Source organism: Streptococcus sp. 1032 (assembly GCF_013277015.1).
In the GTDB taxonomy this organism is placed as follows: Bacteria; Bacillota; Bacilli; order Lactobacillales; family Streptococcaceae; genus Streptococcus.
On sequence record NZ_VMMD01000030.1, the window covers coordinates 24,117 to 46,701 of the forward strand.

Below are 22,585 nucleotides of genomic sequence, written 5' to 3' on the forward strand. Positions count from 1 at the left end.
TATTACAGGGATTGTCGGTTCTATCGACAATCTCAAAACAGTGTTTTGAACCACCAGCGACCAGCTTTCTAGTTTGCTTTTTGATTTTTTGAATAAAAATGGAATAGGAAATAGAAATGAAATTAAGAAGAAGTGATCGGATGGTTGTCATTTCCAACTATTTGATTAATCATCCTTATAAACTAACTAGTCTCAATACTTTTGCTGAAAAGTATGAATCTGCTAAATCATCCATCTCAGAAGATATCGTGATTATCAAACGCGCCTTTGAAGAAATCGAAATTGGTCACATCCAGACAGTAACTGGTGCTGGCGGAGGTGTTATCTTTACACCGTCTATTTCGAGTCAGGATGCTAAGGAAATGGTTGAAGACTTGCGTGCCAAGTTGTCAGAAAGTGACCGTATCTTGCCAGGTGGTTACATCTACCTGTCCGATTTGCTTAGCACACCAGCCATCTTGAAAAATATTGGTCGCATTATTGCCAAGAGCTTTATGGACCAAAAAATTGATGCGGTTATGACAGTAGCGACTAAGGGTGTTCCACTTGCAAATGCAGTTGCCAATGTCCTCAATGTTCCCTTTGTTATTGTGCGCCGTGACTTGAAAATTACCGAAGGTTCAACAGTCAGCGTCAACTATGTTTCAGGTTCAAGTGGTGACCGCATTGAGAAAATGTTCCTTTCAAAACGTAGTCTCAAGGCAGGTAGCCGTGTCTTGATTGTGGATGACTTCTTGAAAGGTGGCGGAACGGTCAACGGGATGATTAGTCTCTTGCGTGAGTTTGATTCAGAATTAGCAGGTGTAGCCGTCTTTGCGGACAATGCTCAAGAAGAACGCGAAAAGCAGTTTGACTACAAGTCACTCTTGAAGGTAACCAATATTGATGTCAAGAACCAAGCCATCGATGTTGAGGTTGGTAATATCTTTGACGAAGATAAATAAGACATAGAACTAAAGGTTGGAACGATTGTCCCAGCCTTTCTTTGCAAATAGAATAGAAGGAAACTTATGAAAACACCATTTATCAATAAAGAAGACTTAGAAAAGATTGTTGACGAGTTCCCGACTCCCTTTCACTTGTATGATGAGAAGGGAATTCGTGAGAAGGCAAGAGCCGTCAACCAAGCCTTTTCGTGGAACAAGGGCTTTAAGGAATATTTTGCAGTTAAGGCTACTCCAACCCCAGCTATTTTAAAAATTCTTCAAGAGGAAGGTTGTGGAGTGGACTGCTCTAGTTATGTGGAGCTTTTGATGAGCCATAAACTGGATTTTCCAGGTTCTGAGATCATGTTCTCTTCAAACAATACGCCAGATAAGGAATATGCCTATGCGCGTGAATTGGGTGCGACCATTAACTTGGATGCATTTGAAGATATTGAACATCTGGAGCGTGCAGCAGGTATTCCAGAAATCATCTCTTGTCGTTACAATCCCGGAGGCGTTTTTGAACTGGGAACAGACATCATGGACAATCCTGGAGAAGCCAAGTTTGGCATGACCAAGGACCAGCTCTTTGAAGCTTTTGCCATCTTGGAGGAAAAAGGAGCTAAGACTTTTGGGATTCACTCCTTTCTAGCATCTAATACTGTGACTCATCTCTATTATCCAGAGTTGGCGCGTCAGCTCTTTGAATTGGCTGTTGAAATCAAGGAAAAGTTGGGCATTTCGCTAGACTTTATCAATCTTTCTGGCGGTATTGGTGTCAATTATCGTCCTGATCAGGAGCCAAATGATATTGCCTTGATTGGTGAGGGGGTTCGTAAGGTTTATGAAGAAGTTCTTACGCCAGCAGGTCTTGGTCAGGTCAAGATTTTCACCGAATTGGGTCGTTTTATGTTGGCACCTCACGGTGCTTTGGTCACAAGAGTCACTCATAAGAAGAAAACTTACCGTACCTATCTAGGTGTGGATGCATCAGCAGTCAACCTCATGCGTCCAGCTATGTACGGAGCCTACCACCATATTACTAACGTGACCCATCCAGATGGACCAGCTGAAGTGGTAGATGTGGTCGGCTCACTCTGCGAAAACAATGATAAATTTGCAGTGAATCGCGAACTGCCTCATACAGAAATCGGTGATTTGCTGGTCATTCATGATACAGGTGCCCACGGATTTTCAATGGGCTACCAGTACAACGCCAAACTTCGTTCTGCGGAAATCCTCTATACCGAAGAAGGCAAAGCCCGTCAAATCCGCCGTGCAGAGCGCCCTGAGGACTATTTTGCAACCCTGTATGGTTTTGATTTTGAAGAATAAAATGATAAGTAATTGAAAATGAAATTGAAAAACAGATTGCTTTCTAAAAAATAGGCAAAAATCTTGTTTTTCATTCAAGTCGTGATATAATAAAACTATAAAACGTTTTCAAGGAAGGTAACGATATGTCTGAAGAAACAATTGATTATGGACAAGTGACAGGAATGGTGCATTCGACAGAAAGCTTTGGGTCAGTAGATGGGCCTGGTATTCGCTTTATTGTCTTTTTGCAGGGCTGTCACATGCGTTGCCAGTATTGCCACAACCCGGACACTTGGGCTATGGAGTCCAATAAATCACGTGAACGGACGGTAGATGATGTTTTGACAGAGGCCTTGCGCTACCGCGGTTTCTGGGGAAATAAGGGCGGTATTACAGTCAGTGGAGGAGAAGCCCTCTTGCAGATTGATTTCCTGATTGCCCTCTTTACCAAGGCCAAAGAACACGGAATCCACTGTACCTTGGATACCTGTGCTCTTCCTTTCCGTAATAAACCACGTTACCTTGAGAAGTTTGACAAACTCATGGCCGTCACTGACTTGGTTCTCTTGGATATCAAGGAAATCAACGAAGAACAGCACAAGATTGTCACTAGCCAAACCAATAAAAACATCCTGGCCTGTGCCCAGTATCTATCAGATATTGGAAAACCTGTCTGGATTCGCCACGTGCTAGTTCCAGGCTTGACAGACAGAGATGATGACTTGATTGAACTTGGGAAGTTTGTCAAGACCCTTAAAAATGTTGATAAGTTTGAAATTCTGCCTTATCACACCATGGGAGAATTCAAATGGCGTGAATTGGGAATTCCATATTCACTCGAAGGGGTTAAACCACCAACAGCAGATCGCGTCAAGAACGCTAAACAACTCATGGATACCGAAAGTTACCAAGACTATATGAAACGTGTGCATGGATAAAAAAGAAGCCTGATGGGAACATCGGGCTTTTGATACTCAATGAAAATCAAAGAGCAAACTAGGAAGCTAGCCGCAGGCTGCTCAAAACATGGTTTTGAGGTTGTGGACAGAACTGACGAAGTTAGCTCAAAGCACTGTTTTGAGGTTGTGAATAGAACTGACGAAGTCAGTAACCATATATACGGCAAGGCGAAGCTGACGTGGTTTGAAGAGATTTTCGAAGAGTATGACTAGCAAAAAGACTTAGCAAACCAGCTAAGCCTTTTTCTTCTTATCTCGAACGTTGTTTTCCAGCGTTGCGATTTTTGTGTTTTTTCTTGCTTGTGATAGCAGTTGGTTGTTCAGGGGTAACGTCTTTTCGTCCACTTGGTGTAGAGAAAGCACTTGCTTTTGGTGGGTTCTTGGCCAGTTCTTCACGGACTTTTTTGCGAAGTTTTGGACGAACGATATAGTTGACGATAAACTGTTGGAGAATCATCATGAAACCACCGACAACCCAGTAAAGTGTGACACTGGCTGGTGAAATGAGGGAGAAGCCGGCAATCATGACTGGGCTCACGTAAGCCATTTTCTTGATTTGATCTCTTTGCGTTTCATCCTCTACTCCGTGAAGTGAAAGGAGTGATTGAAGATAGTAAAGGACACCAGCGCAGGCAGCTAAAATCATACTTGGAGAGCCTAGAGGAATGCCTAGGTAACTTGCTTGAGCAACCCCTTCAGTATGTTGGGCAGCAAAGTAAATTGCAGAGAAGAAAGGCATTTGAAGGAGGAGAGGGAAACATCCTACACCACCAAACATGCTGATGCCGTGCTCTTTTTGAGCAGCAAAGAGAGCTTGTTGGGCTTCGAGTTTTTCTTCTTGAGTAGTTGCTTCTTTGAGACGAGTTTGGTGTGGCTCAAGGACGTGCTTGAGGGCGTTCATCTTTTCAGAGTGAAGCGTTGCCTTCCATGATTGGTAGATACCAAGTGGCAAGATAATTAAGCGCACGATAATGGTTACGATGATGATAGCGACACCGAAGCCTAGACCTTGATTAGTAGCGAAGTACTTGATAGCTTCAGCCATAGGCGCTCCGATAGTATTCCAAATGACTCCTGTTGGCTGTCCTGTTGCTTTATCGACGCTAACACAGCCAGTCAAAACAAGCAACATAGCCACTCCCATAGCTGAGAGTGCAAAACGTTTAATAGATTTCACTGTTTTTATTCCTTCTTTAAAAATTATACCTTTCTATTCTACTGTTTTTTTACAAAATATACAATAGTTCTGGAGACCTAATTTGCGATTTTAAAGTCAGGGTAAGGAGGAAAGTTGCTCAGTTTGACATCTAAGTAGCTGACTTTTGAAAAAGGTGTGGGTCCTTTTCGGATTTCTTGGATAAATTTTGCCATGATAGCAGATGAGTCTGCTTGGGCTAAGATTTCCACTGTGCCATCGTCGTTATTCCATACTCGACCTGTGATGCCACCAATTTCAAGTGCCAAGCTGTAAACACCCCAACGAAAGCCGACTCCCTGTACCCTACCTTGGGCAATCATTCTAACCTTTTGCATACCAAACCCCTTTGATTGTGTTATAATATTTCTATGACTATTATAACCTCAAAAGCCAATTCTGTGGTAAAAAATGCCAAGAAATTACACCAAAAAAAATATCGCAAGTCTTCCTATTTGATTGAAGGCTGGCACTTGTTTGAAGAAGCTGTTCAAGCTGGAGTGACGATTGAGAAAATCTTTGCCCTAGAAAATTACCGAGATCAGTTAGCTGCCTTTCCGCAAACTGTCTGGGTGTCAGAGGATATTCTGCTAGATTTGGCGGATTCTCAGACTCCACAGGGAATCGTTGCCGTGGTTCAAAAAGAAGAAGTAGGACAAGCTGACTTTAGTCAGGGCAAGTTCTTATTTTTGGAAGATGTGCAAGATCCTGGTAATGTGGGAACGATCATTCGGACTGCGGATGCAGCAGGTTTTACTGGAGTAATTGTTTCAGAAAAGTCGGCAGATATATACAGTCTCAAGACCTTACGTTCTATGCAGGGCAGTCATTTCCATCTGCCTATTTACCGAATGTCTAGTCAAGCGCTTCTTAAGGAAACCAAAGAGGCAGGTATCCCAGTGCTGGCAACAACCCTATCTAAAGATTCTGTTGATTACAGAGAACTGCCTTCTATAGAAAATTTTGTACTAGTCATGGGAAATGAGGGGCAAGGAATTAGTCCCCTCATGGCTGAAAGTGCAGACCAGTTGGTCCACATTAGCATGAAGGGGCAGGCGGAGAGTTTGAATGTTGCGGTTGCGGCCGGTATTTTAATCTTCCATTTAAGCTAATTTTAACTTTTTTTGCTATAATCAAGGAAAGATGTTCATAGAAAAGGAGAAAAGGATGAATCACACTATTATACATGACCGTGCAGGTCTCAATCAATTTTACGCTAAAGTCTATGCCTTTGTTGGTCTGGGAATCGGACTATCTGCTTTGGTATCAGGCCTTATGTTGACGGTCTTTCAGTCTCAGTTGCTTTACTTTTTGATGCAGGGGCGTCTCTGGTTGACTATTGCTACTTTTGCGGAGTTGGCCTTGGTTTTCGTTGCCAGTAGTATGGCTTCAAAGAATAGTCCAGCGGCTCTTCCAGTATTTTTACTTTACTCAGTATTAAACGGCTTTACCCTTAGTTTTGTGGTGGCTTTCTATACTCCGGGTACAGTTTTATCTGCCTTTGTATCGAGCGCCCTTCTCTTCTTTGTCATGGCGGCAGTTGGTATCTTCACCAAGAAAGACTTGAGTGGCCTTGGTCGAGCAATGATGGCAGCTCTCATTGGTTTACTGATTGCTATGGTAGTCAATATTTTCTTGGCTAGCGGTTTCTTTGATTATATGATCAGCGTAGCCATGGTCTTGGTCTTCTCTGGGTTGATTGCTTGGGATAACCAAAAAATTCGCCTTGCCTATGAGCAATCACAAGGTCGTGTAGCGACAGGTTGGGTTGTGTCAATGGCTCTCAGTATCTATCTTGATTTTATCAATCTCTTCCTAAGTATTTTACGTATCTTCGGTCGTAATGACTAGAAGGTCCATGACATCAGTGTTCCAAGGAGCACTGATTTTTTATATTTTCTCTTTTCTTTTCTTGGAAATAGGTGTATAATGCTTTTAACTAATTTTTGAGGAGTAGCCTATGAAGAAAAGTTTTATCCACCAACAAGAAGAAATTTCCTTTGTCAAAAACACTTTTACCCAGTATTTGAAAGATAAGTTAGAAGTTGTAGAAGTTCAAGGTCCTATCTTGAGCAGGGTCGGCGACGGGATGCAGGACAACTTATCAGGTGTTGAGAATGCCGTATCGGTCAAGGTTCTCCAAATCCCTGATGCTACTTATGAAGTGGTGCACTCTCTTGCTAAATGGAAACGCCATACTTTGGCCCGTTTTGGTTTTGGTGAGGGAGAAGGTCTTTTTGTCCACATGAAGGCTCTTCGTCCAGACGAAGATTCGCTTGATGCGACCCACTCCGTTTATGTTGACCAGTGGGACTGGGAGAAGGTTATCCCAAATGGTAAACGCAATATCGCTTATCTAAAAGAAACAGTTGAGAAGATTTACAAGGCTATTCGTTTGACAGAGCTAGCTGTTGAAGCCCGCTATGACATCGAGTCAATCTTGCCAAAACAAATCACCTTTATCCACACAGAAGAGTTGGTAGAACGCTACCCAGACTTGACACCGAAAGAACGTGAAAATGCTATCTGTAAAGAATTTGGAGCCGTCTTTTTGATTGGTATCGGTGGCGAGTTGCCAGATGGTAAACCGCACGATGGACGTGCACCAGACTACGATGACTGGACAAGCGAGTCTGAAAATGGCTACAAGGGTCTAAATGGCGATATTCTTGTTTGGAATGAGTCTTTAGGTGGAGCCTTTGAGTTGTCTTCTATGGGGATTCGTGTAGATGAAGAAACGCTTCGCCGTCAGGTTGCCATCACAGGTGATGAAGACCGCTTAGAATTGGAATGGCACAAGGCTTTGTTGAACGGCCTATTCCCATTGACAATCGGTGGGGGAATTGGACAATCTCGGATGGCTATGTTTCTACTTCGCAAGAAACACATCGGAGAAGTGCAAACAAGTGTTTGGCCTCAAGAAGTCCGCGATACTTACGAAAATATTTTGTAGATAAGGATTTTAAAAGTTTCAAAATGATAAAAACGCATAATATCAGTTCAGTAAAGGTTGATGTTATGCGTTTTATTATAGACAGATTTTCTGAATTTTATCCTCGAATTTAGTACTAGCCAGCCTCTTCTTTCTCTTTTTGTCTATAATTTGGTATAATAAACGGTATGAAAATCGTATCAGGAATCTATGGGGGACGTCCCCTCAAGACACTAGAAGGCAAGACGACAAGACCTACTTCAGATAAGGTTAGGGGAGCTATTTTTAACATGATTGGTCCCTACTTTGAAGGGGGGCGAGTCTTGGACCTTTATGCAGGTAGTGGTGGTTTATCTATCGAGGCAGTATCGCGTGGCATGTCCAGCGCTGTTTTGGTGGAACGAGACCGTAAGGCTCAGGCTATCGTGGCTGAAAATATTCAGATGACCAAGGAAGTTGGAAAATTTCAACTCCTCAAGATGGATGCAGAAAGGGCATTGGAACAGGTATCTGGGGAATTCGATCTCATTTTCTTAGACCCTCCTTATGCCAAGGAACAAATCGTAGCAGATATTGAAAAAATGGCTGAGAGGGAGCTTTTTTCTGAAGATGTCATGGTCGTCTGTGAGACGGATAAAGCCGTTGAACTTCCAGAAGAAATTGCCTGCCTGGGCATCTGGAAGGAAAAAATTTATGGAATTAGTAAGGTGACAGTCTATGTCAGATAAGATTGGCTTATTCACAGGCTCATTTGATCCGATGACAAATGGGCATCTGGATATCATTGAACGGGCGAGCAGACTTTTTGATAAGCTCTATGTGGGTATTTTTTTTAATCCCCACAAACAAGGATTTCTCCCTATCGAAAATCGTAAACGAGGGCTAGAAACAGCTTTGAAACATTTGGAAAATGTTGAAGTTGTGTCTTCTCATGATGAATTGGTGGTTGATGTTGCGAAAAGACTGGGGGCTACTTGCCTAGTGAGAGGTTTGAGGAATGCGTCGGATTTGCAATATGAAGCCAGTTTTGATTACTACAACCATCAGCTGTCTCCTGATATAGAGACTATTTATTTACATAGCCGACCTGAACATCTCTATCTCAGTTCATCAGGTGTTAGAGAGCTATTGAAGTTTGGTCAGGATGTTGCTTGCTATGTTCCTGAGAGTATTTTGGAGGAAATAAGAAATGAAAAAAAAGATTAGATGGCCCTTATATGTCATTGCGGCCTTGATTGTGACCTTCTTGGCATTTGTAGTGCCTTTGCCCTACTATATAGAGGTTCCAGGTGGTTCGGAAGATATTCGCCAAGTCCTTAAAGTAAATGACAGAGAAGATCAGGCGGCTGGTGCCTATCACTTTGTTACGGTTGGTGTCCAGCATGCCACTTTAGCCCATATGGTTTATGCTTGGTTGACGCCTTTTACAGATATTCGTAGTGCCCAGGAGACCACAGGTGGAACTTCCGATGTTGAATTTATGCGGATCAATCAATTCTACATGCAAACATCGCAAAATATGGCCAAGTATCAAGGTCTAAAAACAGCTGGTAAGGATATCGAACTCAAGTATTTTGGGGTTTATGTCTTGAATGTGACGGATAATTCAACCTTTAAAGGGATTCTCAATATCTCTGATACGGTCACAGCAGTCAATGATCAGACCTTTGATAGTTCTAAAGACTTGATTGATTACGTCAGTTCTCAAAAATTAGGGGACTCCGTCAAGGTCACCTATGAAGAGGATGGGCAAACCAAGTCTGCAGAAGGAAAGATTATCAGCTTGGAAAATGGAAAAAATGGGATTGGAATCGGCTTGATTGATCGTACAGAGGTAATCAGCAATGTCCCAATTAGTTTTTCAACAGCTGGTATTGGCGGTCCAAGTGCTGGCCTCATGTTTAGTCTAGCTATCTATACTCAAATAGCTCACCCAGGTCTTCGTAATGGTCGTATTGTTGCCGGTACAGGTACCATTGACCGCGATGGCAATGTGGGGGATATTGGTGGTATTGACAAGAAAGTTGTAGCTTCGGCTAGAGCAGGTGCCGCTATTTTCTTTGCCCCTGATAACCCTGTTAGCGAAGAAGAACAAAAAGCACACCCGGATGCAAAAAACAACTACCAAACAGCCCTAGAAGCAGCCAAAACAATCAAGACAGATATGAAAATCGTGCCTGTTAAAACCCTACAAGATGCAATTGATTACTTGAAAAACAATCCCTAGTTTTTAAGTGAAGTTTCCAAACTAGCGCACAAACAGAGAAGATGGTATAATAGTCAAATGGTTCAATTATTATTCACTCTAAGCAGTCACATGCTCTTTATTTATGTGAGTTTTTACCTTTTAAAGAATCTTGTTAGATGGGAAAAGGTTTTAAAAGTGACAACTGAGAATACAGGAAAAGTTCGTTTACTAGTAGCCTTTTTCAGCATTGTCATGGGCTATATCATGAGTTCTTTCTTTATCGGCCTATATCAGTTGTGGCAAGAAGCGCTTAGAGGATTATTATAAAATCAAATGTAAAGGAAACGAGTATGGACAAAATTGTGGTTCAAGGTGGCGATAATCGTCTGGTAGGAAGTGTAACCATCGAAGGAGCAAAGAATGCAGTCTTGCCCTTGTTGGCAGCGACTATTCTAGCAAGTGAAGGAAAGACAGTCTTACAGAATGTACCGATCTTGTCGGATGTCTTTATTATGAATCAGGTAGTTGGTGGTTTGAATGCCAAGGTTGACTTTGATGAGGAAGCCCATCTTGTTGAGGTGGATGCTACTGGCGACATCACTGAGGAAGCCCCTTATAAGTATGTCAGCAAGATGCGCGCCTCCATCGTTGTATTAGGGCCAATCCTTGCCCGTGTAGGTCATGCCAAAGTATCCATGCCAGGTGGTTGTACGATTGGTAGTCGCCCTATCGATCTTCATTTGAAAGGTCTGGAAGCTATGGGGGCTAAGATTAGCCAGACTGCTGGTTATATCGAAGCCAAGGCTGATCGCTTACATGGTGCCCATATCTATATGGACTTTCCAAGTGTTGGTGCTACGCAGAACTTGATGATGGCAGCGACTCTGGCTGATGGGGTCACAGTGATTGAAAATGCTGCGCGTGAGCCTGAGATTGTCGACCTAGCCATTCTCCTCAATGAAATGGGAGCCAAGGTCAAAGGGGCTGGTACAGAGACTATTACCATTACTGGTGTTGAGAAACTTCATGGTACGACTCACAATATAGTCCAAGACCGTATCGAAGCAGGAACCTTTATGGTAGCTGCTGCCATGACTGGTGGTGATGTCTTGATTCGAGACGCTGTTTGGGAGCACAACCGTCCCTTGATTGCCAAATTGCTTGAAATGGGAGTGGAAGTGACAGAGGAGACTGAAGGAATTCGTGTTCGTTCTCAACTAGAAAATCTAAAAGCTGTTCATGTAAAAACCTTGCCCCACCCAGGATTTCCAACAGATATGCAGGCTCAATTTACAGCCTTGATGACAGTCGCAAAAGGCGAATCAACCATGGTGGAGACAGTTTTCGAAAATCGTTTCCAACACCTAGAAGAAATGCGACGCATGGGCTTGCACTCGGAAATTATCCGTGATACAGCTCGTATTGTTGGTGGACAGGCTTTGCAGGGAGCAGAAGTTCTTTCAACTGACCTTCGTGCCAGTGCAGCCTTGATTTTGACAGGTTTGGTAGCACAGGGAGAAACTGTGGTCGGTAAATTGGTTCACTTGGATAGAGGTTACTACCGATTCCATGAGAAGTTGGAGCAGCTAGGTGCTAAGATTCAGCGGATTGAGGCAAGTGATGAAGAAGAATAAGAAATCAAGCTACGTAATCAAGCGTTTACTTTTAGTTATTTTGGTACTGATTTTAGGGCTTCTAGCCCTAGGAATCGGCTTAATGGTCGGCTATGGAATCTTGGGCAAGGGTCAAGATCCATGGGCTATCTTGTCTCCAGCAAAATGGCAGGAATTGATTCATAAATTTACAGGAAATTAGGCTGGGAGACCAGCCTTTTTATAAAGATAAGGAGAAATATGAACAAAAAAACAAGACAGACACTGATTGGCTTGCTAGTGTTATTGCTCTTATCTGCGGGGAGCTATTATATTAAGCAGAATGAACTAGGCAATCAGGCTGCTAAGACAAAAATAAGTCAGAAAAGTCAATCACCAGACGCGCCTGGTCAAGAATTGGCGGAAAGTGTCTTAACAGATGCAGTCAAAAGCCAAATAAAAGGGAGTCTGGAGTGGAACGGGGCTGGTGCTTTTATCGTCAATGGTAATAAAACAAACCTAAATGCCAAGGTTTCAAGTAAGCCCTACGCTGATAATAAAACAAAGACAGTGGGCAAGGAAACTGTTCCAACCGTGGCTAATGCCCTCTTGTCTAAGGCCACTCGCCAGTACAAGAATCGTGAAGAAACTGGGAATGGTTCAACTTCTTGGACTCCTCCAGGTTGGCATCAGGTTAAGAATCTAAAGGGCTCTTATACCCATGCCGTTGATAGAGGGCACTTGTTAGGCTATGCCTTAATCGGTGGCTTGGATGGTTTTGATGCCTCAACAAGCAATCCCAAAAACATTGCTGTTCAAACAGCCTGGGCAAATCAGGCGCAAGCCGAGGATTCGACTGGTCAAAACTACTATGAAAGCAAGGTGCGTAAAGCCTTGGACCAAAACAAGCGTGTCCGTTACCGTGTAACCCTTTATTACGCTTCAAACGAGGATTTAGTTCCTTCAGCTTCACAGATTGAAGCCAAGTCTTCAGACGGAGAATTGGAATTCAATGTTCTAGTTCCCAATGTCCAAAAGGGACTTCAACTGGATTACCGAACTGGAGAAGTAACGGTAACTCAGTAAAAGATAAGATAAACTCCTATGTCACTTATGGATATAGGAGTTCTTTTTTGGACAATTTAAGTAGAACTAGAATAGACACTGAGAAAAAATAATATGTACTGAGTTAATTTTTGTGATATAATAAGTGACAAGATACTATTTTAGGAGAAGAACTATGGAAGACCCAAGTAGTCAGAATTTGTTGCTACAATTTGTTTTATTGTTTATCTTGACGGTATTAAATGCCTTTTTCTCAGCCACAGAAATGGCCATGGTTTCTCTTAATCGTGCCCGAGTTGAACAAAAGGCGGAAGAAGGAGACAGACGCTACATCCGCCTGCTGAAGGTACTAGAAAATCCTAACCACTTTTTATCAACCATTCAGGTAGGAATCACCCTGATTACAATCTTATCAGGGGCGAGTTTAGCTGATACTCTAGGCCGTGTGATTGCCTCTTGGATTGGAAATGGCGAAACAGCACAAGCCGTGGCAACTTTTCTATCCTTGGCATTTTTGACCTATATTTCCATCGTTTTTGGGGAATTATATCCTAAGAGAATCGCTCTTAATCTAAAGGATGCCTTGGCAATTCGTACAGCGCCGGTTATCATTGGGATCGGAAAACTAGTCAGTCCTTTTGTTTGGCTTTTAGCTGCTTCGACCAATTTCTTGAGCCATTTGACTCCTATGTCATTCGATGATGCGGATGAAAAGATGACCCGTGATGAAATTGCCTATATGCTGACAAATAGTGAAGAAACATTGGATGCTGATGAGATTGAGATGCTACAAGGTGTCTTTTCGCTCGATGAACTGATGGCACGAGAGGTTATGGTTCCTCGAACGGATGCCTTTATGGTGGATATTCAGGATGATAGTCAAGCCATTATCCAAAGTATTTTAAAACAAAATTATTCTCGTATCCCGGTTTATGATGGGGATAAGGACAATGTAATTGGAATCATTCACACCAAGAGTCTCCTTAAGGCTGGTTTTGTGGACGGTTTTGATAATATTGTTTGGAAGAAAATCTTACAAGATCCACTTTTTGTACCTGAAACTATTTTTGTGGATGACTTGCTAAAAGAATTGCGAAACACTCAAAGACAAATGGCAATCTTGCTGGATGAATACGGTGGGATGGCTGGTTTGGTAACCTTGGAAGACCTTTTAGAGGAAATTGTTGGTGAAATCGATGATGAAACGGACAAAGCAGCAATAGATGTTCATCAGATTGGCGAGGATACCTATATTGTTCAAGGAACTATGACCCTCAATGATTTCAATAATTACTTTGATGTTGAACTGGAAAGTGATGACGTTGATACCATCGCTGGTTATTATTTGACAGGAATTGGAACCATTCCAACGACTGAAAAACTCAGTTATGAATTAGTCAGCCAAAACAAACAGCTTATCCTAACCAATGATAAGGTGAAAAATGGACGTGTTACCAAGGTAAAAGTCCAAATTACAGAAGTCGAAATAGAAGAAGAAACAGAGTAAACTAGAGGCTTTTGTCACCAGGCGTGACGAAGCTTTTTTCAGTTTCAAAGGTTCTTTAATGACTTTATAGCAAAGAGCACGAGAGACTGGAGTCTATTTCGGTTAATTCATAGGGAAGTCGTATTCTGGGAAAACTCAGCCCCAAAATTTTTTCAAAATTATCCGTATTTATCAGAAGAAAAATAAAAAAAAGCCCTTTAAATTGGGCTTTCTGTTCATTTGAAACCTGATAAATCAAGTTATAGAAGGCGGTAGACGGATTTGAACCGACGATCAAGCTTTTGCAGAGCCGTGCCTTACCACTTGGCTATACCGCCTTAACGTTTCTTATTATACCTTGAAAATGATTTTCAGTCAATAGCTTTTTCAGTTTTTTGTACCATAGTGTGATTCGAATGTGATGCCAAGTTTTCTATGGGAAAAAATTACCAAAAAACTACAGAATCCTCTTGAAAAATCTAGCTAAATAGGATATAATGTAAATAATCATTTGTCGTAGGTTTTGTCTGAAATATTGTCCGGACAAGGCTCACAGCAGTTAAATCTTCTGAAAAAGTCAGATTTAGCTGCTCTTTTTGTGCTTTTTTTCAGGATTTTGAGTATTTGTAACAAAGACTTAAAGATTCTGAAAATTCGTCAAGAGGACACGGTGATAGGGGTTTTACAACCATATGACGATTAGAAAGCCTGATTGACAAGGCTTGGAACTTATTTACAAAGGAGAATCATCTTGGCAGGACATGACGTTCAATACGGGAAACATCGTACCCGTCGTAGTTTTTCAAGAATCAAAGAAGTTCTTGACTTACCAAATTTGATTGAAATTCAAACTGACTCATTCAAAGATTTCCTAGACCATGGTCTGAAGGAAGTGTTTGAAGATGTATTGCCAATTTCAAACTTCACAGACACAATGGAGTTGGAATTTGTTGGATATGAAATCAAGGAACCAAAATATACGCTAGAAGAAGCTCGTATCCACGATGCTAGCTACTCAGCACCAATTTTTGTAACTTTCCGCTTGATCAATAAAGAAACAGGCGAAATCAAAACTCAAGAAGTTTTCTTTGGTGATTTCCCAATCATGACAGAAATGGGTACTTTCATTATCAATGGTGGTGAACGTATCATCGTATCTCAGTTGGTGCGCTCACCAGGTGTTTACTTTAACGATAAAGTTGATAAAAACGGTAAAGTGGGCTACGGTTCAACGGTTATCCCTAACCGTGGAGCTTGGTTGGAACTTGAAAGTGACTCGAAAGACATCGCCTACACTCGTATCGACCGTACTCGTAAGATTCCATTTACAACCTTGGTTCGTGCGCTTGGTTTCTCAGGTGATGATGAAATCTTTGATATCTTTGGTGACAGCGAATTGGTTCGCAACACTGTTGAAAAAGATATCCACAAGAACCCAATGGATTCTCGTACAGACGAAGCCTTGAAAGAAATTTACGAACGTCTTCGTCCAGGTGAGCCTAAGACTGCTGAAAGCTCACGTAGCTTACTTGTAGCTCGTTTCTTTGATCCACGTCGCTATGACCTAGCAGCAGTTGGTCGTTACAAGATCAATAAAAAACTCAATGTTAAAACACGTTTGCTCAATCAAACAATTGCTGAGCCGTTGGTAGATCCTGAAACAGGAGAAATCTTGGTAGAAGCTGGAACTGTTATGACTCGTAGTGTGATTGAAAGCATTGAAAGCCATTTGGATGGTGACTTGAACAAGATTGTTTACATTCCGAATGATGCAGCGGTTGTGACTGAGCCAGTTGTTCTTCAAAAATTCAAGGTTGTTGCACCAACTGATCCAGACCGTGTTGTAACCATCATTGGTAATGCTAATCCAGATGACAAGGTTCGTATCGTCACTCCTGCTGATATCCTTGCTGAGATGAGTTACTTCCTCAACTTGGCTGAAGGACTTGGTCGTGTAGATGATATCGACCACCTTGGAAACCGTCGTATCCGTGCGGTTGGTGAATTGCTTGCTAACCAAGTACGTCTTGGACTTTCTCGTATGGAACGTAATGTCCGTGAACGTATGTCTGTTCAGGACAATGAAGTCTTGACACCACAACAAATCATCAATATCCGTCCTGTAACAGCTGCGGTGAAAGAATTCTTTGGTTCATCACAGTTGTCACAGTTCATGGACCAACACAACCCACTTTCTGAGTTGTCTCACAAACGCCGTTTGTCAGCCTTGGGACCTGGTGGTTTGACACGTGACCGTGCTGGATATGAAGTACGTGACGTGCACTACACTCACTACGGTCGTATGTGTCCAATCGAGACACCTGAAGGACCTAACATCGGTTTGATTAACAACTTGTCATCTTACGGACACTTGAACAAATATGGATTTGTTCAAACACCATACCGTAAGGTTGACCGTGAAACAGGCGTTGTTACAAACGAAATCGTTTGGTTGACAGCCGATGAAGAAGATGAATATACTGTAGCTCAGGCAAACTCTCGTCTGAATGAAGATGGAACCTTTGCTGAGAAGATTGTCATGGGACGTCACCAAGGGGTCAACCAAGAGTATCCAGCTAATGTTGTTGACTACATGGACGTATCACCAAAACAGGTAGTTGCCGTTGCGACAGCATGTATTCCTTTCTTGGAAAACGATGACTCCAACCGTGCCCTCATGGGAGCCAACATGCAACGTCAGGCTGTGCCATTGATCAATCCTCAGGCACCTTACGTTGGTACTGGTATGGAATACCAAGCAGCCCACGATTCAGGAGCTGCTGTGATTGCTCAGTATGATGGTAAAGTTACTTACGCAGATGCTGACAAGGTAGAAGTTCGTCGTGAAGATGGTTCATTGGACGTTTACCACATCCAAAAATTCCGTCGTTCAAACTCAGGTACCGCTTACAACCAACGTACGCTTGTTAAAGTTGGCGATGTCGTTGAAAAAGGCGATTTCATCGCTGACGGACCTTCTATGGAAAATGGAGAAATGGCGCTTGGACAAAACCCAATCGTTGCCTACATGACATGGGAAGGTTACAACTTCGAGGATGCCGTTATCATGAGCGAACGCTTGGTGAAAGACGATGTCTACACATCTGTTCACCTTGAAGAATACGAATCAGAAACACGCGATACAAAGCTTGGGCCTGAAGAAATTACTCGTGAAATTCCAAACGTTGGTGAAGATGCCCTTAAAGACCTTGACGAAATGGGTATTATCCGTATCGGTGCTGAGGTTAAAGAAGGTGATATCCTTGTAGGTAAAGTAACACCTAAGGGTGAGAAGGACCTTTCAGCTGAAGAACGTCTCTTGCACGCTATTTTCGGAGACAAGTCTCGTGAAGTGCGTGATACTTCTCTTCGTGTACCACACGGTGCCGATGGTGTCGTTCGTGATGTCAAGATCTTTACACGTGCAAATGGAGATGAGTTGCAATCAGGTGTTAACATGCTGGTTCGTGTCTACATCGCTCAAAAACGTAAGATCAAGGTCGGAGATAAGATGGCCGGACGTCACGGAAACAAAGGGGTTGTCTCTCGTATCGTTCCTGTAGAAGACATGCCTTATCTTCCAGACGGAACTCCAGTCGATATCATGTTGAACCCACTTGGGGTGCCATCACGTATGAATATCGGTCAGGTTATGGAGCTCCACCTTGGTATGGCTGCTCGTACTCTTGGTATTCACATCGCAACACCAGTCTTTGACGGAGCAAGTTCTGAAGACCTTTGGTCAACTGTTAAAGAAGCTGGTATGGATAGCGATGCCAAAACAATCCTTTACGATGGACGTACTGGGGAACCGTTTGATAACCGTGTTTCTGTCGGAGTCATGTACATGATCAAACTCCACCACATGGTTGACGATAAATTGCACGCGCGTTCAGTCGGACCTTACTCAACCGTTACCCAACAACCACTTGGAGGTAAAGCTCAGTTTGGTGGACAACGTTTCGGTGAGATGGAGGTTTGGGCTCTTGAAGCCTACGGTGCGTCAAATGTCCTTCAAGAAATCTTGACTTACAAGTCTGACGATATCAACGGACGTTTGAAAGCCTATGAAGCTATTACAAAAGGAAAACCAATTCCAAAACCAGGTGTTCCAGAATCCTTCCGAGTTCTTGTCAAAGAATTGCAATCTCTTGGTCTTGACATGCGTGTCCTAGACGAAGATGACCAAGAAGTGGAACTTCGCGACTTGGATGAAGGAATGGACGAAGATGTCATCCACGTAGATGACCTTGAAAAAGCCCGCGAAAAAGCAGCCCAAGAGGCTAAAGCAGCCTTTGAAGCTGAAGAAGCTGAAAAAGCAACAAAAGCGGAAGCAACAGAAGAAGCTGCTGAAGAAGAATAAGCAGTTCACTTAGAATAGAAAGGGAAGAAATAGTGGTTGATGTAAATCGTTTTAAAAGTATGCAAATCACCCTAGCTTCTCCAAGCAAAGTCCGTTCATGGTCTTATGGAGAAGTCAAAAAACCTGAAACAATCAATTACCGTACCTTGAAACCAGAACGCGAAGGACTCTTTGATGAAGTTATCTTTGGTCCTACAAAAGACTGGGAATGTGCTTGTGGTAAATATAAACGTATTCGTTATAGAGGGATTGTTTGTGACCGCTGTGGGGTTGAAGTAACGCGTACAAAAGTTCGTCGTGAGCGTATGGGGCACATTGAGTTGAAAGCTCCTGTATCTCACATCTGGTACTTCAAGGGAATTCCAAGCCGTATGGGCTTGACCCTTGATATGAGCCCCCGTGCCCTCGAGGAAGTTATCTACTTTGCGGCTTATGTGGTGATTGATCCTAAGGATACACCACTTGAACACAAGTCTATCATGACAGAGCGCGAATACCGTGAGCGCTTGCGTGAGTATGGTTATGGATCATTCGTTGCCAAGATGGGTGCCGAAGCCATCCAAGACCTTTTGAAACAAGTAGATCTTGAAAAAGAAATTGCTGAACTCAAAGAAGAGTTGAAAACAGCTACTGGACAAAAACGTGTCAAAGCCATCCGTCGTTTGGATGTTTTGGATGCCTTTTACAAGTCTGGAAACAAACCTGAATGGATGATTCTCAACATCCTTCCAGTTATTCCACCAGATCTTCGTCCAATGTTGCAGTTGGATGGTGGTCGTTTTGCCTCATCTGACTTGAACGACCTTTACCGCCGTGTTATCAACCGTAACAACCGTTTGGCTCGTTTGCTTGAGTTGAATGCACCAGGTATCATCGTTCAAAATGAGAAGCGTATGCTTCAAGAAGCGGTTGACGCTTTGATTGACAATGGTCGTCGTGGTCGTCCAATCACAGGACCAGGTAGCCGTCCGCTGAAATCATTGAGCCACATGCTTAAAGGTAAACAAGGACGCTTCCGTCAAAACTTGCTCGGTAAACGTGTTGACTTCTCAGGACGTTCCGTTATCGCTGTTGGTCCAACTCTTAAGATGTACCAATGTGGTGTGCCACGTGAAATGGCGATCGAACTCTTTAAACCATTCGTGATGCGTGAAATCGTTGCCCGTGATATCGTGCAAAACGTCAAAGCAGCTAAACGCTTGGTGGAACGTGGAGATGAACGTATCTGGGATATTCTTGAAGAAGTGATTAAAGAACACCCAGTGCTTTTGAACCGCGCACCGACCCTTCACCGTTTGGGTATCCAAGCCTTCGAGCCAGTCTTGATTGATGGTAAGGCCCTTCGCTTGCACCCACTTGTCTGTGAAGCCTACAATGCTGACTTTGACGGGGACCAAATGGCCATCCACGTACCGCTTTCAGAAGAAGCCCAAGCAGAAGCTCGTATCTTGATGTTGGCTGCTGAGCACATCTTGAACCCGAAAGATGGTAAACCAGTTGTTACTCCATCTCAGGACATGGTTTTGGGTAACTACTATTTGACCATGGAAGAAGCTGGTCGTGAAGGTGAAGGAATGGTCTTCAAAGACCGTGATGAAGCTGTGATGGCTTACCGCAATGGTTATGTTCACCTTCACTCACGTGTTGGTATCGCAACAGATAGCCTTAACAAACCATGGACAGAAGAGCAAAAACATAAAGTCTTGCTTACAACAGTTGGTAAAATCCTCTTCAACGACATCATGCCAGAGGGTCTACCATACTTGCAAGAACCAAACAATGCCAACTTGACAGAAGGCGTTCCAGCTAAATACTTCTTGCCACTTGGTGGAGATATCAAGGAAGCTATCAGCAATCTTGAACTTAACCCTCCATTCAAGAAGAAAAACCTTGGAAATATCATCGCTGAAATCTTCAAACGTTTCCGTACGACAGAAACTTCTGCCCTACTTGACCGTATGAAGAACCTCGGTTACCACCACTCAACTCTTGCAGGATTGACAGTGGGTATTGCCGATATCCCAGTTGTTGATGACAAGGCTGAAATCATTGAAGAATCACACAAACGTGTAGAACAAATCACCAAACAATTCCGTCGTGGTATGATCACAGACGACGAGCGTTACAATGCCGTTACAGCGGAATGGCGTGCTGCTCGTGAAAAACTAGAGAAACGCTTGATTGCCAACCAAGATCCTAAGAACCCAATCGTTATGATGATGGACTCAGGAGCCCGTGGTAACATCTCAAACTTCTCACAGCTTGCCGGTATGCGTGGTCTGATGGCTGCTCCGAACGGACGTATCATGGAATTGCCAATCCTTTCAAACTTCCGCGAAGGTTTGTCAGTACTCGAAATGTTCTTCTCAACTCACGGTGCCCGTAAAGGTATGACCGATACGGCCCTTAAGACAGCCGACTCAGGTTACTTGACTCGTCGTTTGGTTGACGTTGCCCAAGATGTTATCATCCGTGAGGACGACTGTGGAACTGACCGTGGTCTCTTGATCCGCTCTATCGCAGAAGGAAAAGAGATGATCGAGTCACTCGAAGAGCGTCTCAACGGTCGTTACACTAAGAAAACTGTTAAACATCCAGAAACTGGTGCAGTTATTATCGGTCCAAATGAGTTGATTACAGAAGACAAAGCGCGTGAAATTGTCAATGCTGGTGTGGAAGAAGTGACTATCCGCTCTGTATTTACATGTAACACTCGTCATGGTGTCTGCCGTCACTGTTACGGTATCAACTTGGCGACTGGTGATGCGGTTGAAGTTGGTGAAGCAGTTGGTACAATCGCTGCCCAATCTATCGGGGAACCTGGTACACAGCTTACAATGCGTACCTTCCACACGGGTGGGGTTGCCTCAAATACCGATATCACTCAGGGTCTTCCTCGTGTCCAAGAAATCTTTGAAGCCCGCAATCCTAAAGGGGAAGCGGTTATCACAGAGGTTAAAGGACAAGTTACCGCTATCGAAGAAGACGCTTCAACTCGTACTAAGAAAGTCTTTGTTAAGGGTGAAACTGGCGAAGGTGAGTACGTCGTTCCATTTACAGCTCGTATGCGTGTAGAAGTTGGAGACCAAGTAGCGCGTGGTGCCGCTCTTACAGAAGGTTCTATCCAACCAAAACGTCTCCTTGCAGTCCGTGATGTCTTGTCAGTTGAAACTTATCTTCTCGGTGAAGTACAAAAAGTTTACCGTAGCCAAGGGGTAGAAATCGGTGACAAACACATCGAGGTAATGGTTCGTCAAATGATCCGTAAAGTTCGTGTCATGGATCCAGGTGACACAGATCTTCTCATGGGTACCCTCATGGATATCAATGACTTTACAGATGCTAACAAAGATGTCCTTATCGCAGGTGGAGTTCCAGCGACAGGTCGCCCAGTCCTTATGGGAATTACCAAAGCCTCACTTGAAACAAATAGTTTCTTGTCAGCGGCTTCCTTCCAGGAAACAACTCGTGTCCTTACTGACGCGGCTATCCGTGGTAAGAAAGACCATCTCCTTGGACTTAAAGAAAATGTTATCATCGGTAAGATCATCCCAGCTGGTACTGGTATGGCCCGTTACCGTAACCTTGAACCACAAGCTATCAACGAAGAAGAATATCTTAATCCTCCAGTAGAGGAAGAAGGAAACGAAGAAACAACAGAAGTAGTTGTGGATACTGCCGTTGAAACTGTGGAAGAAACAGTAGAATAAAAGAGAATGAGAGAGCCTTCGGGTTCTCTTTCTCTTTTCTGAAAACTCTCTCCATTTTTCCATGAAATATGGTAAAATAATACTCAATGAAAATCAAAGAGCAAACTAGGAAACTAGCCGCAGGTTGCTCAAAGCACTGCTTTGAGGTTGTAGATAGAACTGACGAAGTCAGCTCAAAACACTGTTTTGAGGTTGCAGATAGAGTTGACGTGGTTTGAAGAGATTTTCGAAGAGTATAAAAGAAAGAAGCTGACAAAGGAGACGGGTATGGAACAAACATTTTTTATCATTAAACCAGATGGTGTAAAAAGAGGGCTAGTGGGTGAAGTGTTGAAACGCATTGAACAACGTGGGTTTACAATCGAAAAATTGGAGTTGCGTACAAAGGTTTCAGAAGAGTTAATTGACCAGCACTATCAGGACTTGGTTGGCCAAAGTTTTTACCCACCGATTCGTGAATTCATGACTTCAGGCCCAGTTCTTGTGGGTGTCATTTCTGGTCCCAAAGTAATCGAAACTTGGCGGACTATGATGGGGGCAACTCGTCCAGAAGAAGCTTTACCAGGAACTATTCGAGGTGATTTTGCAAAAGCTTCTGGAGAAAATGAGGTTATCCAAAATGTTGTACATGGTTCAGATTCAGAAGAGTCAGCTAAGCGAGAAATTGCACTTTGGTTTTAAGAGTTGATTGATCAAAGAGATTGGTTAAAAGCTCATTTGAATATAAAGTATAGTCAATTAGTTTAAGACATGACGCATAATATCAAACTTTTTAGTCTTTGATATGATGCGTTTTTTTGATTATGTGACTATTAGTTCGTCTCGCTCCATTAGGTTCGAGACAAAAAAACC

The 22,585-nt window shown here is 42.9% G+C and carries 21 protein-coding genes and 1 tRNA gene; 19 read left to right on the plus strand and 3 right to left on the minus strand.

Going from position 1 to position 22,585, the window contains the following annotated elements:
- The first annotated feature begins 116 nt into the window (after positions 1–116).
- The 4 genes from purR (at position 117) to HT711_RS11370 (ending at position 3,415) form a co-directional block, all read left to right on the plus strand.
- Positions 117–944 carry a pur operon repressor gene (gene purR, locus HT711_RS10200; protein WP_025169708.1) on the plus strand — a complete coding sequence of 276 codons (828 nt, stop codon included), beginning with the start codon at positions 117–119 and terminating at the stop codon, positions 942–944.
- A gap of 66 nt (positions 945–1,010) precedes the next feature.
- Positions 1,011–2,261 carry a diaminopimelate decarboxylase gene (locus HT711_RS10205; protein ID WP_173233591.1) on the plus strand — a complete coding sequence of 417 codons (1,251 nt, stop codon included), beginning with the start codon at positions 1,011–1,013 and terminating at the stop codon, positions 2,259–2,261.
- Between the two features lie 125 nt (positions 2,262–2,386).
- Complete coding sequence (gene pflA / locus HT711_RS10210; RefSeq protein ID WP_057488220.1) at positions 2,387–3,181, plus strand: pyruvate formate-lyase-activating protein; 795 nt, start codon at positions 2,387–2,389, stop codon at positions 3,179–3,181.
- Positions 3,182–3,220: 39 nt separating this feature from the next.
- Positions 3,221–3,415: a hypothetical protein gene (locus tag HT711_RS11370; protein WP_240149010.1), complete on the plus strand. Its 195-nt coding sequence runs from the start codon at positions 3,221–3,223 to the stop codon at positions 3,413–3,415.
- Positions 3,416–3,452: 37 nt separating this feature from the next.
- Here the strand turns inward: HT711_RS11370 and yidC are convergent, their stop codons facing one another.
- Both yidC and HT711_RS10220 read right to left on the minus strand, forming a co-directional pair.
- The gene (yidC, locus tag HT711_RS10215) at positions 3,453–4,379 is read right to left on the minus strand and encodes a membrane protein insertase YidC (RefSeq protein ID WP_173233589.1); all 927 of its coding nucleotides are present in this window, start codon (positions 4,377–4,379) and stop codon (positions 3,453–3,455) included.
- A 77-nt stretch (positions 4,380–4,456) separates the two neighbouring features.
- Positions 4,457–4,735: an acylphosphatase gene (locus tag HT711_RS10220; RefSeq protein WP_001174612.1), complete on the minus strand. Its 279-nt coding sequence runs from the start codon at positions 4,733–4,735 to the stop codon at positions 4,457–4,459.
- A gap of 33 nt (positions 4,736–4,768) precedes the next feature.
- On the opposite strand from HT711_RS10220, the gene HT711_RS10225 reads away from it, so the two are divergent.
- The 11 genes from HT711_RS10225 to HT711_RS10275 all read left to right on the plus strand — a co-directional run bounded on the left by HT711_RS10225 (position 4,769) and on the right by HT711_RS10275 (position 13,681).
- Positions 4,769–5,509 (plus strand): RNA methyltransferase, encoded by a 741-nt coding sequence (locus tag HT711_RS10225; protein ID WP_173233587.1) that lies wholly within the window; start codon positions 4,769–4,771, stop codon positions 5,507–5,509.
- 55 nt (positions 5,510–5,564) lie between these two features.
- Positions 5,565–6,248, plus strand: coding sequence for a Bax inhibitor-1/YccA family protein (locus tag HT711_RS10230; RefSeq protein WP_173233585.1), 684 nt, complete (start codon positions 5,565–5,567; stop codon positions 6,246–6,248).
- Positions 6,249–6,357: 109 nt separating this feature from the next.
- Entirely contained in the window at positions 6,358–7,350 is a 993-nt protein-coding gene (gene asnA, locus HT711_RS10235; RefSeq protein WP_000748003.1) for an aspartate--ammonia ligase, read from the plus strand.
- 167 nt (positions 7,351–7,517) lie between these two features.
- Entirely contained in the window at positions 7,518–8,057 is a 540-nt protein-coding gene (gene rsmD / locus HT711_RS10240; protein WP_000706954.1) for a 16S rRNA (guanine(966)-N(2))-methyltransferase RsmD, read from the plus strand.
- The gene (coaD, locus tag HT711_RS10245) at positions 8,047–8,535 is read left to right on the plus strand and encodes a pantetheine-phosphate adenylyltransferase (protein ID WP_057488225.1); all 489 of its coding nucleotides are present in this window, start codon (positions 8,047–8,049) and stop codon (positions 8,533–8,535) included. The genes rsmD and coaD overlap by 11 nt, the downstream gene beginning before the upstream one ends.
- Positions 8,519–9,556, plus strand: coding sequence for a SepM family pheromone-processing serine protease (locus tag HT711_RS10250; protein ID WP_173233583.1), 1,038 nt, complete (start codon positions 8,519–8,521; stop codon positions 9,554–9,556). The genes coaD and HT711_RS10250 overlap by 17 nt, the downstream gene beginning before the upstream one ends.
- 57 nt (positions 9,557–9,613) lie before the next feature.
- A complete protein-coding gene (locus HT711_RS10255) occupies positions 9,614–9,844 on the plus strand; it encodes a DUF1146 family protein (RefSeq protein WP_078156193.1) in 231 nt (76 codons plus the stop codon).
- A gap of 23 nt (positions 9,845–9,867) precedes the next feature.
- A complete protein-coding gene (murA, locus tag HT711_RS10260) occupies positions 9,868–11,151 on the plus strand; it encodes a UDP-N-acetylglucosamine 1-carboxyvinyltransferase (RefSeq protein ID WP_057488227.1) in 1,284 nt (427 codons plus the stop codon).
- Entirely contained in the window at positions 11,138–11,332 is a 195-nt protein-coding gene (locus HT711_RS10265) for a DNA-directed RNA polymerase subunit beta (protein ID WP_050236587.1), read from the plus strand. Before murA ends, HT711_RS10265 begins: the two co-directional genes overlap by 14 nt.
- A gap of 38 nt (positions 11,333–11,370) precedes the next feature.
- Entirely contained in the window at positions 11,371–12,195 is an 825-nt protein-coding gene (locus tag HT711_RS10270; RefSeq protein ID WP_173212200.1) for a DNA/RNA non-specific endonuclease, read from the plus strand.
- Positions 12,196–12,349: 154 nt separating this feature from the next.
- Entirely contained in the window at positions 12,350–13,681 is a 1,332-nt protein-coding gene (locus HT711_RS10275) for a hemolysin family protein (protein WP_173233581.1), read from the plus strand.
- A 246-nt stretch (positions 13,682–13,927) separates the two neighbouring features.
- On the opposite strand, the gene HT711_RS10280 is transcribed toward HT711_RS10275, so the two are convergent.
- Positions 13,928–13,998, minus strand: a tRNA-Cys gene (locus tag HT711_RS10280).
- A gap of 413 nt (positions 13,999–14,411) precedes the next feature.
- On the opposite strand from HT711_RS10280, the gene rpoB reads away from it, so the two are divergent.
- The 4 genes from rpoB to ndk all read left to right on the plus strand — a co-directional run bounded on the left by rpoB (position 14,412) and on the right by ndk (position 22,414).
- Complete coding sequence (gene rpoB / locus HT711_RS10285; protein ID WP_173233579.1) at positions 14,412–18,023, plus strand: DNA-directed RNA polymerase subunit beta; 3,612 nt, start codon at positions 14,412–14,414, stop codon at positions 18,021–18,023.
- Between the two features lie 32 nt (positions 18,024–18,055).
- Positions 18,056–21,733, plus strand: a complete 3,678-nt coding sequence (rpoC, locus tag HT711_RS10290) for a DNA-directed RNA polymerase subunit beta' (RefSeq protein WP_049487426.1) — start codon at positions 18,056–18,058, stop codon at positions 21,731–21,733.
- A gap of 86 nt (positions 21,734–21,819) precedes the next feature.
- Positions 21,820–21,951, plus strand: a complete 132-nt coding sequence (locus tag HT711_RS11125; RefSeq protein WP_191904182.1) for a chlorohydrolase — start codon at positions 21,820–21,822, stop codon at positions 21,949–21,951.
- Between the two features lie 49 nt (positions 21,952–22,000).
- Positions 22,001–22,414, plus strand: a complete 414-nt coding sequence (ndk, locus tag HT711_RS10295) for a nucleoside-diphosphate kinase (protein WP_173233578.1) — start codon at positions 22,001–22,003, stop codon at positions 22,412–22,414.
- Positions 22,415–22,585 lie beyond the last annotated feature (171 nt).